15 protein-coding genes and 1 tRNA gene are annotated in these 14,084 nt (G+C 68.7%); 7 read left to right on the forward strand and 9 right to left on the reverse strand.

Features of this window, described 5'->3' with window-relative positions; translation table 11 throughout:
• Window positions 1–32: 32 nt before the first annotated feature.
• Window positions 33–977, forward strand: coding sequence for a CE1 family esterase (locus BMW51_RS10205; RefSeq protein ID WP_093006087.1), 945 nt, complete (start codon window positions 33–35; stop codon window positions 975–977).
• Window positions 978–986: 9 nt separating this feature from the next.
• Here the strand turns inward: BMW51_RS10205 and BMW51_RS10210 are convergent.
• A tRNA-Lys gene (locus tag BMW51_RS10210) sits at window positions 987–1,062 on the reverse strand.
• A complete protein-coding gene (gene folK, locus BMW51_RS10215) occupies window positions 1,053–1,550 on the reverse strand; it encodes a 2-amino-4-hydroxy-6-hydroxymethyldihydropteridine diphosphokinase (protein ID WP_093006089.1) in 498 nt (165 codons plus the stop codon). The genes BMW51_RS10210 and folK overlap by 10 nt, the downstream gene beginning before the upstream one ends.
• A gap of 23 nt (window positions 1,551–1,573) precedes the next feature.
• Between folK and BMW51_RS10220 the strand changes: the two genes are divergently transcribed.
• On the forward strand, window positions 1,574–2,242 hold the full coding sequence (locus BMW51_RS10220; protein ID WP_093006091.1) for a uracil-DNA glycosylase: 669 nt from the start codon (window positions 1,574–1,576) through the stop codon (window positions 2,240–2,242).
• A gap of 38 nt (window positions 2,243–2,280) precedes the next feature.
• Window positions 2,281–2,538 (forward strand): hypothetical protein, encoded by a 258-nt coding sequence (locus BMW51_RS10225; RefSeq protein ID WP_093006093.1) that lies wholly within the window; start codon window positions 2,281–2,283, stop codon window positions 2,536–2,538.
• 12 nt (window positions 2,539–2,550) lie between these two features.
• On the opposite strand, the gene aguB is transcribed toward BMW51_RS10225, so the two are convergent.
• The 3 genes from aguB to BMW51_RS10240 all read right to left on the reverse strand — a co-directional run bounded on the left by aguB (window position 2,551) and on the right by BMW51_RS10240 (window position 6,296).
• A complete protein-coding gene (gene aguB, locus BMW51_RS10230; RefSeq protein ID WP_093006095.1) occupies window positions 2,551–3,411 on the reverse strand; it encodes an N-carbamoylputrescine amidase in 861 nt (286 codons plus the stop codon).
• 6 nt (window positions 3,412–3,417) lie between these two features.
• Window positions 3,418–4,860 carry a hypothetical protein gene (locus BMW51_RS10235; RefSeq protein ID WP_093006097.1) on the reverse strand — a complete coding sequence of 481 codons (1,443 nt, stop codon included), beginning with the start codon at window positions 4,858–4,860 and terminating at the stop codon, window positions 3,418–3,420.
• 92 nt (window positions 4,861–4,952) lie between these two features.
• A complete protein-coding gene (locus BMW51_RS10240; RefSeq protein WP_093006099.1) occupies window positions 4,953–6,296 on the reverse strand; it encodes a NupC/NupG family nucleoside CNT transporter in 1,344 nt (447 codons plus the stop codon).
• 217 nt (window positions 6,297–6,513) lie between these two features.
• Here BMW51_RS10240 and BMW51_RS10245 point away from each other — a divergent pair, with 217 nt between their 5' ends.
• From BMW51_RS10245 to BMW51_RS10255, 3 genes are all read left to right on the forward strand, one after another.
• Window positions 6,514–7,155, forward strand: a complete 642-nt coding sequence (locus BMW51_RS10245; RefSeq protein WP_093006101.1) for a hypothetical protein — start codon at window positions 6,514–6,516, stop codon at window positions 7,153–7,155.
• Window positions 7,156–7,230: 75 nt separating this feature from the next.
• On the forward strand, window positions 7,231–7,686 hold the full coding sequence (locus BMW51_RS10250; RefSeq protein WP_093006103.1) for a hypothetical protein: 456 nt from the start codon (window positions 7,231–7,233) through the stop codon (window positions 7,684–7,686).
• Between the two features lie 35 nt (window positions 7,687–7,721).
• Window positions 7,722–8,378, forward strand: a complete 657-nt coding sequence (locus tag BMW51_RS10255) for a queuosine precursor transporter (RefSeq protein WP_093006105.1) — start codon at window positions 7,722–7,724, stop codon at window positions 8,376–8,378.
• A 12-nt stretch (window positions 8,379–8,390) separates the two neighbouring features.
• Here BMW51_RS10255 and BMW51_RS10260 read toward each other — a convergent pair whose 3' ends face one another.
• Window positions 8,391–9,692: a UDP-glucose dehydrogenase family protein gene (locus tag BMW51_RS10260; RefSeq protein ID WP_093006107.1), complete on the reverse strand. Its 1,302-nt coding sequence runs from the start codon at window positions 9,690–9,692 to the stop codon at window positions 8,391–8,393.
• Window positions 9,693–9,712: 20 nt separating this feature from the next.
• Here BMW51_RS10260 and BMW51_RS10265 point away from each other — a divergent pair, with 20 nt between their 5' ends.
• The gene (locus BMW51_RS10265; RefSeq protein WP_342723855.1) at window positions 9,713–10,366 is read left to right on the forward strand and encodes a MaoC family dehydratase; all 654 of its coding nucleotides are present in this window, start codon (window positions 9,713–9,715) and stop codon (window positions 10,364–10,366) included.
• A gap of 5 nt (window positions 10,367–10,371) precedes the next feature.
• Here BMW51_RS10265 and BMW51_RS10270 read toward each other — a convergent pair whose 3' ends face one another.
• From BMW51_RS10270 to cysD, 3 genes are read right to left on the reverse strand one after another with little or no spacing between them, the layout of a single operon-like run.
• A complete protein-coding gene (locus BMW51_RS10270) occupies window positions 10,372–11,163 on the reverse strand; it encodes a 3'(2'),5'-bisphosphate nucleotidase CysQ (protein WP_425440986.1) in 792 nt (263 codons plus the stop codon).
• Complete coding sequence (gene cysN, locus BMW51_RS10275; protein WP_093006111.1) at window positions 11,160–13,085, reverse strand: sulfate adenylyltransferase subunit CysN; 1,926 nt, start codon at window positions 13,083–13,085, stop codon at window positions 11,160–11,162. The genes BMW51_RS10270 and cysN overlap by 4 nt, the downstream gene beginning before the upstream one ends.
• A complete protein-coding gene (cysD, locus tag BMW51_RS10280) occupies window positions 13,085–13,999 on the reverse strand; it encodes a sulfate adenylyltransferase subunit CysD (protein WP_093006113.1) in 915 nt (304 codons plus the stop codon). The genes cysN and cysD overlap by 1 nt, the downstream gene beginning before the upstream one ends.
• Window positions 14,000–14,084: the final 85 nt, after the last annotated feature.

The following is a 14,084-nucleotide window of genomic DNA, read 5'->3' on the forward strand; positions in this document are numbered from 1 at the left end:
CCGGATGTCCCGGACATGAAGAGGAGAGCGACATGAGAATGTGGATCACGCGACTCGCCACGATCATCTGCGCGACGATCGGCATCGCGCTAGCCGCGCCCGCCGGCGCGGCCCCGTGTCAGCGCAACTGCCTGACGCCGGGCGATCACGACTTCTCGATGCAGCAGGGGCTGAACCTCCGCACCTTCCGCGTGCACGTTCCCGCAAACTATACGGGGGACCGCCCGATCGCACTGACGCTCGACATCCACGGGCACGCCAAGGATAGCGCTGATCAGCAGGCGCGGTCCGGGCAGCAGCAACAGTCCGAGAAGCTCGGCTTCATCGTCGTGTGGCCGCAAGGCGTGGCGAACAGCTGGAACGGCAACGGCTGCTGCACCGTCGCCTATGACACCAACATCGACGATGTCGGCTTCCTGCGCGCGGTGATCGCGCAGGTAAAGGCGCAGGCCAATATCGACCCTGAAAAGGTCTACGCTACCGGCTGGTCGAACGGCGGCGGCATGGCCGAGCGACTGGGCTGCGAGGCCGCCGACGTGGTGCGCGCGATCGCCTCGATCGCGCACCCGCTCAATCGCAACGACTGCCATCCGAGCCGCCCGGTCAGCGTGCTCGACTTCCACGGCACCGCCGACACGATCATACCCTACGGCGGCGGCAACACGCTCCCCGGCGTCGTGCTCCCGCGCGAAGCGCTGGGCGTACCGCTCGGGTGGCAGAGCGCGATCGACAGTCTCGCCGCTTGGAAGGTCGCCGCGGGCTGCAGCGCTGAGTTGAAGGGGACGCAGCTCGCCGGCGCGTCGCGCGACCAGACCTACGTCGATTGCCCCGGCGGCGTCACGGTCGGCCTCGTGTCGGTGGCGAACGGCAACCACGATCTCTACACGCGCGACGACAATGCCGTGTCGTTCGGGGTACCATCGGCGAGCTTCGTACCCGTCGCCGCCTACATCTGGTCCAACGTGTTCAGACCCTGACGCAGCCACTGGTGGGTCCGCCGGGGCTCGAACCCGGGACCTCTCGATTAAAAGTCGCTTGCTCTACCGACTGAGCTACGGACCCCAACAGTGTTCGCGCGAACTAGGGGCGGGGCGGCGCCTGGTCAACCGCGCGTGAAGCTGGCGGATCGTCAGCCCCGTCACCGGGTCGCGCCAGCCGGGCGCGATCCGCGACGCCGGTTCGAGCACGAACGCGCGCTCGCGAAATGCGCGGTGCGGCACGCAGAGCGCACGCGTGTCGACCCGTCCGCCCAACCACAGGACGATGTCGAGGTCGATCACCCGCGCGCCCCAGCGCCGCCCGCGCCCGCGCCCGAACGCGCGCTCGATCGCCTTCAACCGCCTGAGCAGCGCCGCCGGCGCCTCGTCGCTCTCGATCAGCGCCGCGGCATTGGCGAAGGTCCGCGTCGACGGGCCGACCGGCGCGCTGGCGATGATGGGTGAGGCGATCCCGCCCAGCAACCGCAGCGCCGCCGCCACCTCTTGCCTCGGCCCACCGTGCCGACCGGCGCGGTTCGACCCCAATGCAATGAGATAGGTTGAGCGACGCATGGCGATGCGCCTATCGCACACGCATGTATTTCGCACCCTCCCCGCTTCCCGAAACCGAGCCGCCGCGCGATTGCCCGCGCTGCCCGCGCCTCGTCGCCTTTCGCGAGGAGCTGCGCGCCGAATATCCCGACTGGTGGAATGCGCCCGTCAACGCGTTCGGCGATCCGAACGCCTGGCTCGCGATCATCGGCCTGGCGCCGGGCAAGCACGGCGCCAATCGCACCGGGCGCCCCTTCACCGGGGATTACGCGGGGCAACTCCTGTACGACACGCTCGGCAAATACGGCCTCGCGACCGGCGAGTTCGAAGCGCGCGCCGACGACACGCTGCAGCTGAACGGCGCGGTCATCATCAACGCGGTCAAATGCCTGCCGCCCGCGAACAAGCCGACGCCTGAGGAAATCCGCACCTGCCGCACCTTCCTCGAGGCACAGGCGGCCGATCTGCCGAACGCCCGCGTATTCGTGGCGCTGGGGCAGATCGCGCACCAGTCCGCGGTCAAGATGCTCGGCGGTCGCCTGCCCAAGGCGAAGTTTGGGCATCTGGCCGAACACGTCATGCCCGACGGGCGCATCCTGCTCGATAGCTACCATTGCTCGCGCTACAACCAGAACACCGGGCGGCTGACCACCGAGATGTTCGAGGCGGTGTTTGCCCGCGCGCTCGAACTTCGTGACGCGGCAAAGGCGTGATAGGCTAGCCGTACTCACTCGACGAAAGAGGCCCGATCATGTCGCTTCTCCTCCTCGCCGCACTTGCCGGCAGTGCCGCGCCCGCCAAGAGCCCCGACGCGCAGCCCGCCACCCTTGAGGCCAAGCCCGTTTGTCAGGACAAGCACGCGCGCCCCGTCGCGTCCACGCGCCGCGGCACGATCCACCCGCTCGCGCAGGAGCCGAACGCCGACGCGGTGTTGACCGTGTTGCGCAGCGAGAACGGCTGCTCGCGTGCCGTCAAGGTACGCGAGGACATCGGCGCGCGGCAGCGCTGAGGCGTCAGCGCCTCAGACGTCGGCGACCAGCCGCCCGTACAATTCGGGCCGACGATCGCGGAAGAATCCGAATGCCGCGCGGTGGCGCTTCACCCGCGCGAGGTCGAGCGTCGCGGTGATCACGCCCTCCTCTTCACGATTGAGCTCGGCGAGGATGTCGCCGCGCTCGTCGGTGATGAAGCTGGTGCCGTAGAACGTCTGTCCGTGTTCCACGCCGACGCGGTTGGCCGCGATCACCGGCACGACGTTCGACACCGCGTGTCCCACCATCGCGCGCCGCCACAGCCGCGCGGTGTCGAGGCTCGTGTCATGCGGCTCGCTGCCGATCGCGGTCGGGTAGAACAACAGTTCCGCCCCCATCAGCATCATCGCGCGCGCGGTCTCGGGATACCATTGGTCCCAGCACACGCCGACGCCCAGCTTCCACCCCGGTGCGGCCGGCGGCGCGGGCCACACCTTGAACCCGGTGTTGCCGGGACGGAAATAGAATTTCTCCTCGTATCCCGGCCCGTCGGGGATGTGGCTCTTGCGGTACACGCCCTGCACCTCGCCGTCGGGGCCGATCATCGCGAGCGAGTTGTAATAATGCGGCCCGTCCGCCTCGAAGAAGCTGGTCGGGATCGTGACCTTCAACGCCTCGGCCAGCGCCTGCATCGCCAGCACCGCCTTGTGCTCGCCGACCGGAGCGGCGTTGGCGAACAGACCCTCGTCCTCGACGCGGCAGAAATACTCGCCCTCGAACAATTCGGGCGGCAGGATCACCTGCGCGCCGCGCGCATGCGCCTCGCGCACGCCTTGCGACACCTTGGCGATATTGGCGTCGATGTCGGCGGAAAAGGACAGCTGGAGCGCGGCAACGGTGATCTCGGTCATGCGGCGTCAGATAGTCGCTCGTGCTCCGCCGCGCAAAGGCATTGCCCGTCGCATCGATACGCGCGCACCACCCCGCTCGCGTGCGAGCGCGACCGCGAGCAGCAGGAGCGGCACCACGAACGCGCGGTGCCGCTCGCCGAACTCGAATGGCGCGCCCAGCAGCAGCAGTTGCACGAAGCACATCGCGACCAGCCCCACCGCGGCGCGTCCGCTCACCCCGCACCCGCGCAGCCGCACGGTCGCCGCCCCCGCCAGCGCCAGCAGCAGCACGTACGATCCGTGCAGCACCGGCAGCAGCAGCGCGCCCGTCTGCGGCGCGAGCCCCGGCCGCATCGCCGCCAGCCGCGTCAGTCCCGCTTGCCCGATTGCCGCCGCGCGCACGAACTTGGCGAGCGTCAGCCGCACCGCCTCGAACGGATGCGCCGCGATCCAATCGGATGCCAGACCACCCGCCGCGCGCGAGAAGGCGAGCTCGGGCAATCCGTAAAGCTCGCGCGGCGGCGGCATCCAACTGCCCGTTGCCGCCGGATTGTTGCCGATCCAAAGGCTGTACCCGCCCGCACTCGTCAACGGCACGAAGGCGTGGAGCAGCGCCGCATTGCGCCACCACCACGGCAGCATCGCCAGCATCGCGATGCCCCCCGCCGCCGCCCCGATCCGCACTGCGCGCGCGAGGCCCAGCCGCCGCCATTGCAGCAACGCGAACAGCAGGCTCAGCAGCGCCTCGCCCGGCTGCGTCAGCGCGAGCGCGGCCGATCCGACGCCGATCAGCACCACTTCGCGCGCGCGCCCCGTCGTCACGGTCCAGCCATAGGCGAGCAGCAGCACCAGCAGCGTCGCCAGGCTTTCCTTCTGCGCCAACGGCGCGTCGAGCAGCTGCGACGGCCAGACGAGAAACAGGCACGCCGCCGCCACTCCTGCGCGCGCCGCACCCAGCCTTCGCGCCAGCAGCACGATCACCCCCGCGGATGCGAGATCGAGCAGGCTCGACAGCACCAGCAGCGCCGCGGTCGACAGCCCGAACACCGCACCCCACCCCGCCAGCAGCAGCGGATACAGCGGCGGGAACAGCGCCACCGCACGCACGCCCATGTACGGCTCGACCAGCCCCAGCCCCTGCCCGTCGAGCAACCCTCGCGCGAGCACCAGATACCAGTGCGGATCGCCCGGCGATACGCGCCCGTCGCTCAGCACCGCCGCCGCGATGCGCAACGCGGTCGCTCCCGCCGCGAACATGCCCCAGGCGCGCGGCCTCGTCGTGGACGGCAGGCGCGTGACCGCCCACCCCGCGAACGCCAGCCATGCCGCGAACAGCGCCATGCCGGCCAGGTCGGCCGACAAGCCCGCGTGCCAGTGCGCCGCCAGCCCCGGCGCACTCAGCACGCCGTACGCCGCCAGCATCAGCAGCAGCGCTGCCACGCCGATGTTCAGAACTCGTCCGCTCGTCATCGCGAGCGAAACGCTACGCCCCGTTCATCGTCGCACAACCGTGTGGATCGGCGAGAAGCGGCCGATCCGTCCCCGATCAGGGCAGCTCTTGGTTAACCGATCAACAATCCAGCCAGCGCCGCGCTCATCAGGTTGGCGAGGCTCCCGGCCAGCAGCGCCCGTAGCCCCAGCTTGGCGATCGTCGGCCGCTGGTTGGGGGCAAGGCCACCCGTCACCGCCATCTGGATCGCGATCGAGGAGAAGTTGGCGAACCCGCACAGGGCAAAGGTGATGACCGCGACCGTGCGCGGCGACAGCTGCGCCGCCTGCTTGCCCAGATCGATATAAGCGACGAACTCGTTCAGCACGATCTTCTCGCCGAACAACCCGCCCGCGATCCCCGCCTCGCCCCACGGCACGTTGAGCAGAAACATGACCGGCTGGAAGACCTTGCCCAGCAACCCCTGGAAGCTCAGCCCCGGCAGCCCGACCAGATTGCCGAGGCCGCCTAAAATGCCGTTGGCGAGCGCCACCAGCGCCACGAACGCCAGCACCATCGCACCGACCGCGACCGCCAGCTTGACGCCGGTCTGCGCACCCTGCGCCGCCGCCATGATGAGGTTGGCGGGCTTCTCCTCGTCGTGCGTTGCGTCCGGCAGCGGCTCGCCCGGCGTCTCCGACGGCAGGACGGCGGGCCCGCGCGCGTCCAGCCGGCCCTCGGCGATCGCGATCTGCCGGTCCTCGATGCTCAAGGGATCGTTGGGGTCGTCGAGCGGCAGTTCACCGGCACGCGGACCGATCCGGTCGGGCATGATGATTTTCGCCATCAGGATGCCGCCCGGCGCCGCCATGAAACTCGCCGCCAGCAGATAGTCGATGCTGATCCCCATCGACGCGTACGCCGCCAGGATCGTCCCCGCGACGCCCGCCATTCCGCTCGTCATCACCGTGAACACCTGCGGCGGGGTGAGCCCGGCCAGGTACGGCCGGATCACCAGCGGCGACTCGCTCTGCCCGACGAAGATGTTCGCCGCCGCGCACAGGCTCTCGACCTTGCTGACGCCGATGACGCGCTCGATCGCGCCGCCGAGCCAGCGCACCACCAATTGCATGATGCCGAGATGGTACAGGATCGACACGAGTGCGGCGAAGAAGATGATCACCGGCAGCGCCGCGATCGCGAAGCTCGTGCCGCCGATCTCGGGCTTGGCGAGCGGCCCGAACAGGAATTCGACCCCTGCGTGTGCGTAACCCAGCAGCGCGGCGACCCCGCCCGACGCGCCCGCGAGCGCCGCGCGCCCCGGCGACCAGTAGAGCACGATCACCGCGATCGCGGCTTGCAATGTAAAGGCCGATCCGACCACGCGCAACCGGATCGCGCGGCGGTCGGTGGACAATAGCAGCGCGATTCCCAGGATCACGGCGACGCCGGCAAGGCCGATGAGGATACGCTGCATGAAACTTCCGCGTCGTTGGTGAGTGGAACGCGGCCCCCCGCGCCAGCCCGCATCATACACGCCGGCCGGGGCGGTGCCATACATGCTTGGCCCAATCGACAAAAGCGCCGACAAAAGCATTGTCGATTGCGGTGCTTGGGCCGACCACATGCCTTTGCCCGCACGCTGCCGCGACGGTAAGGGAGCGGCGGGCGATGAGTGTCGAAAGGGCGGGCAAGTGGCGAATGAGGATTATCGCAAGCAGGGCTACGCCCACCTGCCCGCGCTCTTCCCGCGCGAGGTGCTGCTGGCACTCTACGCGCGGATGCAGGCCGATCTGAAGGCGCAGGGGCGCCCGCTCAGCAGCTTCGCCGCGCAGGGACCGCTGCTCAAGCGTCCCGCGCTCGAAGTCTACGCCTATCAATATGCCCCGCTGCTCGGGTTCCTCTGGGGTCTGACCCCGCGGATCGCGGACGAGGTCGGGGCCGAGCTCTTGCCGACCTACGCCTATTTCCGCGCCTATCAGCACGGCGACGTCTGCCGCATCCACCACGATCGCCCCGCGTGCGAGCACAGCGTGTCGCTGACGATCGCCTACGGCGACGACCGCCCCTGGGCGCTCAGCGTGCAGACGACGCCCACGGAAACGCCGCGCCCGGAGGTCACCGAGGATTTCGGCGCCGAACCCTACGGCTCGGTCGCAATGCAGCCGGGGGACGGCGTGCTCTACCAGGGCACGCACCACCGCCACGGCCGGCTCGACGCCAATCCCAACAGCTGGTCGGCGCACCTCTTCCTACACTGGGTCGAAAAGGACGGCCGCTACGCCGATCACGCGTTCGACCGCCCCGCGATGGAGCGCGCGGCGCGAGGGCAGTAGCGGCCACGTTCCTCCTGCTTGCACGAGGCGTCGCGCCCGTGCTCAATGCACTTCGACTTGGGGGATCAAGCAACGATGACGATCTGGAAGCGCGCCACCTTGGCCGCGGCGCTGATGCTGACCGCGCAGGCTAGTCCCGCCGCGCTCGAGGGTGATTTCTGCACGCGCCTCGCCGCGAACGCCGGGATCGAGCGGCCCGTGCCCCCTGCGCCGGGCCCGACCGAGTGGACCGTCAACGCGCTCAACTTCGGTCAGCGCTTCCTCTTCAGCGGCGCGGTCGCGACCGGCGTCGGCGTGACGCCCGCCGAGCCTGCGACCGCGGAGGAATACCGCCGCATGGAGGACATCTGCATGCCCGAGGACAAGGGCGCGACGTGCAACCTCGTCGGCCCGCTCAACTTCAAGTTCATCTGGAAGGGCAAGAAGGTCATCACGCCGATGCAACCGGGCGAGCGCGCGACGATCGTCGTCGCCGGCACGCGCACCACCTGCCGCTCCGCCGCTGTCGTTGGTGCCTCCCCCACGGCGTAGATTGACCCGCCGCCGTTTCGCGCTAGCAGTCGACCATGCCGATCCCGCCGACCCCCGTCGCCCACCCTGCCCCTGCGATCCCGCGCTCGCTGTTCGTCTTCTCGATCTTCTACGGCGGGATGACGTGCATCGCGGGCGTGCTCGGCAACAAGCAGGTCGCGCTCGGCCCCCTGGCGGTGGAGGCGGGCATCTTCGCGTTCCTGCTGCTCGTCGTCACCTCCAGCGCGGTGGCCGAACTGCACGGCCGCGCGATCGCGGGCCGGCTGGTGATCTTCGGCTTCGTGCCGCTGCTCGTCTCTATCCTCTTGTCGTGGGTGGTCCACGCGCTACCCGCCTCGCCCGAGATGCAGCCCGCCAACCGCGACGCGATCCAGCTCGTGCTCGGCTCGACGTGGCGGATCTGGCTCGGCGGGATCGTCGCCTACGGCATCTCGCAAACGCTCAACATCACCATCTTCTCGTGGCTGAAGGGGCGCGAGGGGTCGAGCCTGCTGTGGCTGCGCGCCGGGCTCGCCAGCATGTTGTCGCAGGTCGTCGACACGCTGTTGTTCGTGACGATCGCGTTCGGCGGCGTGTTCCCGATCGCCGAGCTGCTCGCCGGGCAGATGATCTCCAAGGTCGTGCTCTCGGCGGTGCTGGTCCCGCCGCTCATCTACCTCGCGGTCGCGATCGGGCGCCGGCTCGACGCCTGATCGCGCGGGCGCTCACCGCCCGACCGCGGTATATTCGAATCCCGCGGCCTCGACCTGCTCGCGGTTGTAGATGTTGCGCAGGTCGACCAGCACCGGCTGGTTCAGCAGCGACTTGACGCGGCGCAGGTCGAGCGCGCGGAACGCGTTCCACTCGGTCAGGATGACGAGCGCGTCGGCGCCCTCCATCGTCTGGTACGCGCCGTCGCAGTAGGCGACGTTCTCCAGCACCTTTTTCGCCTGCTCGTGACCCTCGGGATCGAACGCGCGCACGCTCGCGCCCGCGTCCTGCAACGCCTGGATCACCGCGATCGCAGGGGAATCGCGCATGTCGTCGGTGTTGGGCTTGAACGTGAGGCCGAGGATCGCGACCGTCTTGCCGCGCACGTCGCCGCCCATCGCCGCGATCACCTTGCGCCCCATCGCGCGCTTGCGGTTGTCGTTGACCGCGACCACCGCCTCGACGATCCGCTGCGGCGCCTCGTAATCCTGCGCGGTCTTCAGCAGCGCGAGCGTGTCCTTGGGGAAGCACGACCCGCCATAGCCCGGCCCCGCGTGCAGGAACTTGTCGCCGATCCGCCCGTCGAGCCCGATGCCGCGCGCGACATCCTGCACGTTGGCGCCGACCTTCTCGCACAGGTCGGCGATCTCGTTGATGAAGGTGATCTTGGTCGCGAGAAACGCGTTGCCGGCGTATTTGGTCAGCTCGGCCGCGCGCCGGCTCATCTCCACGATCGGCGACTTGTTGAGGTAGAGCGGGCGATAAACATCGCGCAGAACGCTGAGCGCGCGCGGGTCGTCCGATCCGATGACGATACGGTCGGGGCGCTTGAAGTCGTCGATCGCCGCGCCCTCGCGCAGGAACTCGGGGTTGCTGGCGACCGCGAAGTCAGCGTCCGGGTTGGCCTCGCGGATGATCCGCTCGACCTCGTCGCCGGTGCCGACCGGCACGGTGGACTTGTCGACGATGACGGTGAAGCCGGTCAGCGCAGCGCCGATCTCCTCGGCGGCCGCGTGGACGTACGACAGGTCGGCATGCCCGTCGCCGCGGCGCGATGGCGTTCCGACCGCGATAAACACCGCGTCGGCGTCTTTCACGCCTGCGGCCAGATCGGTCGTGAAGCGCAGCCGCCCGGCTTCCACGTTGCGCGCGACCAGCCCTTCCAGCCCCGGCTCGAAGATCGGCATCACGCCCGCCAGCAGCTTGTCGATCTTGCCCTGGTCCTTGTCGACGCAGCACACGTCGTGGCCGAAATCGGCGAAACAGGCGCCCGAGACGAGGCCGACATAGCCCGAGCCGATCATGGTGACGCGCATGATGGTGATGTTACCCCCGTTTGGACACCGCACCGCCGCAGGCGTGCGACGGATCAGCGCGGCTGCTTAGCTTCGCGGCTGGCAGAGCGCCAGAGACGATCCCCCCGCGCTTAACGCCGCCGGCTCAACGATCGGTAAAGACGGGAGCCCACTGGCGCATCGCGCCGCATCGGGGCAGGAGCGCGGCGACGCTAAAACACAGGACGAGGAGCGACGCGATGGGTTTGTGGTTCGAGGAGTTCACGGTCGGTCAGACCTTCACGCATCCGCTGCGCCGCACGGTGACCGAGTACGACAACATGAGCTTCAGCCTGCTGACGATGAACCCGCAGCCGCTCCACATCGACTTCGATTTCGCGGAGAAGAGCGAGTGGGGCAAACCGCTCGTCAACAGCCTGTTCACGCTCGGCCTGATGATCGGCATGTCGGTGCAGGACACCACGCTCGGCACCACCGTCGGCAATTTGGGCATGAGCGACACACGCTTTCCCAAACCCGTGTTCCACGGCGACACGCTGCAGGCGTCGAGCGAGGTCGTCTCGATCCGTGAGAGCAAGTCGAACCCTGCCGTCGGCATCGTCGAGTTCGAGCATCGCATGACCAACCAGCGCGGCGAGCAGGTCGCGATCTGCCGCCGCGCCGCGATGATGAAGCGCCGCCCGGCAGACGCCTAGCCGCCTCAGCGCGCGGTAAAGCGCGCGTAGGCGTCCAGCACCGGCGTCGCCAGCTCGGGCCGGCAGATCAGCAGGTCGGGCAGGTAGGTGTTGGCGCGGTTGTAAACCAGCGGCGTGCCGTCGGCGCGGCTGACGTGCAGCCCGGCGGCGCGCGCCACCGCGGCGGGGGCGCAATTGTCCCACTCATACTGCCCGCCGGTGTGCAGGTAGATGTCGGCCTGCCCCGTCACCACCGCCATCGCCTTCGCGCCCGCCGATCCCATCGGGATCAGCTCGGCGTCCAGCGCGTCGGCCACCGCGAGCGCCTCGGCGGCGGGGCGCGAGCGGCTGACCAGCATGCGCAATCTGTCGGGCGCGTCGCATAGTGCGCTCGGCCGCGCCGAACACAGCGTCATCGCTACCGCGGGCAGCGCCACGGCGCCGACCAGCGGCACGCCGTCGATCGCGAGCGCGACGTGCACCGCCCAGTCGTCGCGCGCCTCGCCATATTCGCGCGTGCCGTCCAGTGGATCGACGATCCACACGCGCTTGGCCGACAGCCGCGCCTCGCTGTCGCGCTCCTCCTCCGACAGCACTGCGTCATCGGGCCGCTGGTGCCGCAAGGCCTCGGTGATGAACGCATTGGCGACGCGGTCGCCCGCGCGGCCGAGCGCCGCGCCGGTGAACACGCCCGCCGCGCGCACCTGCAACAGGATCGCGCCGGCATGCTCGGCGACGTGGCGCGCGAGGGCCGCGTCGTCCTCCAGCCCCGGCGGCGGCGCCACCTCGGCAAGATCGAGTGGCGGGGCGGTGTTCACGCGATCAACCGCGCGACGATCGCGTCGGCGGCTTCCTCTGCGCTCATCGCGCGCGTGTCGATGCGGATCTCGGGCGCGTCGGGCGCCTCGTACGGGCTGTCGATCCCGGTAAAGTTCTTGAGCTGACCCGATCGCGCCTTCGCGTACAGCCCCTTCACGTCGCGCGCCTCCGCGTCGGCCAGCGGCGTGTCGATGTGCACCTCGATGAACTCGCCCGGCTTCATCATGGCGCGCACCATGTCACGTTCGGACCGGAACGGCGAGATGAACGCGGTGATGACGATCAACCCCGCGTCGGTCATCAGCTTCGCCACCTCGCCGACGCGGCGGATGTTCTCGACCCGGTCGGCATCGGTGAAGCCCAGGTCGCGGTTCAGCCCGTGGCGCACGTTGTCGCCATCCAGCAGGAAGGTATGCCGGTTCATCCGCGCCAACTTGCGCTCGACCAGATTGGCGATCGTCGACTTGCCCGCGCCCGACAGGCCGGTGAACCACAGCACCGCCGGCTGCTGGTTCTTCAGCGCCGCGTGCTGCTCGCGCGTGATGTCGGTCGCCTGCCAGTGGACGTTCTGCGCGCGGCGCAGCGCGAAATGGATCATGCCCGCCGCCACTGTCGCGTTGGTGAACTTGTCGATCAGCACGAACCCGCCCAGCGTCTTGTTGGTGCTGCCGTCGGGCGCGGTATACGGCGCGAATACGATCGGGCGATCGGTCGACAGATTGGCGACCCCGATCGCGTTCAGCTCCAGCGTCTTCGCCGCCAGCCGCTCCAGCGTGTTGACGTTGACCTGATATTTGGGCGGCTGCACGCTCGCGGTGACGGTCTGCGTGGCCGATTTCAGCCAGTAACCGCGGCCCGGCAGCAGCGCCTCGTCCGCCATCCACACGATCGTCGCCTCGAACTGGTCGGCGACTTGCGGCGGCTGGTCGGCGGCGACGATCGCGTCCCCGCGCGAACAATCGATCTCGTCGGCGAGCGTCAGCGTCACCGACTGCCCCGCGACCGCCTGCTCCAGATCACCACCGAGCGCGACGATCCGCGCCACCGTGCTGGTGCGTCCCGAGGGCAACACGCGCACCGCGTCGCCGGCACGCACGCTGCCACCCGCGACCAGCCCCGAAAAGCCGCGGAAATCCAGGTTCGGCCGGTTGACCCACTGCACCGGCATGCGGAACGCGCCCGCCGCGTCCTTGCTCTGATCCAGCTCGACCGTGTCGAGATGCTCGATCAGCGTCGGCCCGTCGTACCACCGCATATTCGCCGACGCATTGGTGACGTTGTCGCCGCGAAAGCCCGAGATCGGAATGGCGGTGAAATCCTCGATGCCGATCGACTCGGCGAAGCCGCGATAGTCGGCGACGATCGCGTCGAAGCGCGCCTGATCGTAGCCGACCAGGTCCATCTTGTTCACCGCCAGCACGATTCTTCGGATGCCGACCAGATGCGCGAGGTACGAGTGCCGCCGCGTCTGCGTCAGCACGCCCTTGCGCGCGTCGATCAGGATCACCGCCAGATCGGCGGTCGACGCGCCCGTCACCATGTTGCGCGTATATTGCTCGTGCCCCGGCGTGTCGGCGACGATATACTTGCGCGCGCTCGTCGCGAAGAAACGATAGGCGACGTCGATCGTGATCCCCTGCTCGCGCTCCGCCGCCAGCCCGTCGACCAGCAGCGCGAAATCGATATCTCCCCCTTGCGTACCGACCCGCTTCGAATCCGCCTCCAACGCGGCGAGCTGATCCTCGAAGATCGTCTTCGAATCGTACAACAACCGCCCGATCAGCGTCGACTTGCCGTCGTCGACCGAGCCGCAGGTGATGAAACGCAGCAGCGTCTTGTGCTGGTGCCGGTCGAGATAGGCGTGGATGTCGTCCGCGATCTGCGCGTCCGGCGTGTAGCTGGCGTGATCCTCAGGCGGCATCAGAAATAGCCCTCCTGCTTCTTCTTCTCCATGCTGGCACCCCCCGCGTCACGGTCGATCGCGCGCCCCTGCCGCTCGGACGTGGTGGTGAGCAGCATCTCGCGGATCACCTCCGCCAGGCTCGCCGCCTCGCTCTCGACCGCGCCGGTCAGCGGGTAGCAGCCGAGCGTGCGGAACCGGATCGAGCGCGTCACCGGCGTCTCGCCGGGCAGCAATCGGAACCGCTCGTCGTCGACCATCAACAGCGTGCCGTCGCGCACAACGGTGGGCCGCGGTGCGGCGAGATAGAGCGGGACGATCGGAATGTCCTCCGCGGCGATGTACTGCCAGATGTCGAGCTCGGTCCAGTTGGAGATCGGAAAGACGCGGATGCTCTCGCCCTTTCCTTTCCGCGCATTGTACAGGTTCCACAGCTCGGGCCGCTGGTTCTTCGGGTCCCAGCGGTGGTTGGCCGAGCGGAACGAGAACACGCGCTCCTTCGCGCGGCTCTTCTCCTCGTCGCGCCGCGCGCCGCCGAACGCCGCGTCGAACCCGTTGAGGTCCAGCGCCTGCTTCAACCCTTCAGTCTTCCACAGATCGGTGTGGAGCGCACCGTGATCGAACGGGTTGATCCCGCGCGCCTCGGCTTCGGGATTGCGGTGGATCAGCAGCTCCATCCCGCTCTCGCGCGCCATGCGGTCTCGCATGGCGTACATGTCGCGAAACTTCCACGTCGTGTCGACGTGGAGCAGCGGGAACGGCGGGGGCGAGGGATAGAAGGCCTTGCGCGCCAGGTGCAGCATGACGGCGGAATCCTTGCCGACCGAGTAGAGCATCACCGGCCGTTCGCACTCCGCCACCACCTCGCGCATGATGTGGATCGCCTCGGCCTCCAGCCGGTCGAGATGGGTCAGCGTGCGCTGATCGGGCGCCATTCGTCGTCCTCATGCCTGTGACGCCGGAACCGGACGCCTGCGTCGCGACATATGCGGATGCACGCCCGCACCTGCGACATCGATC

This window comes from Sphingomonas palmae, assembly GCF_900109565.1.
Taxonomy (GTDB): domain Bacteria; phylum Pseudomonadota; class Alphaproteobacteria; order Sphingomonadales; family Sphingomonadaceae; genus Sphingomonas; species Sphingomonas palmae.

Bases quoted from the DNA above. Each gene is read 5' to 3' on its own strand.
- BMW51_RS10205 (WP_093006087.1), top strand. From the start codon at position 33: ATGAGAATGTGGATCACGCGACTCGCCACGATCATCTGCGCGACGATC.
- folK (WP_093006089.1), bottom strand. From the start codon at position 1,550: ATGCGTCGCTCAACCTATCTCATTGCATTGGGGTCGAACCGCGCCGGT.
- BMW51_RS10220 (WP_093006091.1), top strand. From the start codon at position 1,574: ATGTATTTCGCACCCTCCCCGCTTCCCGAAACCGAGCCGCCGCGCGAT.
- BMW51_RS10225 (WP_093006093.1), top strand. From the start codon at position 2,281: ATGTCGCTTCTCCTCCTCGCCGCACTTGCCGGCAGTGCCGCGCCCGCC.
- aguB (WP_093006095.1), bottom strand. From the start codon at position 3,411: ATGACCGAGATCACCGTTGCCGCGCTCCAGCTGTCCTTTTCCGCCGAC.
- BMW51_RS10235 (WP_093006097.1), bottom strand. From the start codon at position 4,860: ATGACGAGCGGACGAGTTCTGAACATCGGCGTGGCAGCGCTGCTGCTG.
- BMW51_RS10240 (WP_093006099.1), bottom strand. From the start codon at position 6,296: ATGCAGCGTATCCTCATCGGCCTTGCCGGCGTCGCCGTGATCCTGGGA.
- BMW51_RS10250 (WP_093006103.1), top strand. From the start codon at position 7,231: ATGACGATCTGGAAGCGCGCCACCTTGGCCGCGGCGCTGATGCTGACC.
- BMW51_RS10255 (WP_093006105.1), top strand. From the start codon at position 7,722: ATGCCGATCCCGCCGACCCCCGTCGCCCACCCTGCCCCTGCGATCCCG.
- BMW51_RS10260 (WP_093006107.1), bottom strand. From the start codon at position 9,692: ATGCGCGTCACCATGATCGGCTCGGGCTATGTCGGCCTCGTCTCGGGC.
- cysN (WP_093006111.1), bottom strand. From the start codon at position 13,085: ATGCCGCCTGAGGATCACGCCAGCTACACGCCGGACGCGCAGATCGCG.
- cysD (WP_093006113.1), bottom strand. From the start codon at position 13,999: ATGGCGCCCGATCAGCGCACGCTGACCCATCTCGACCGGCTGGAGGCC.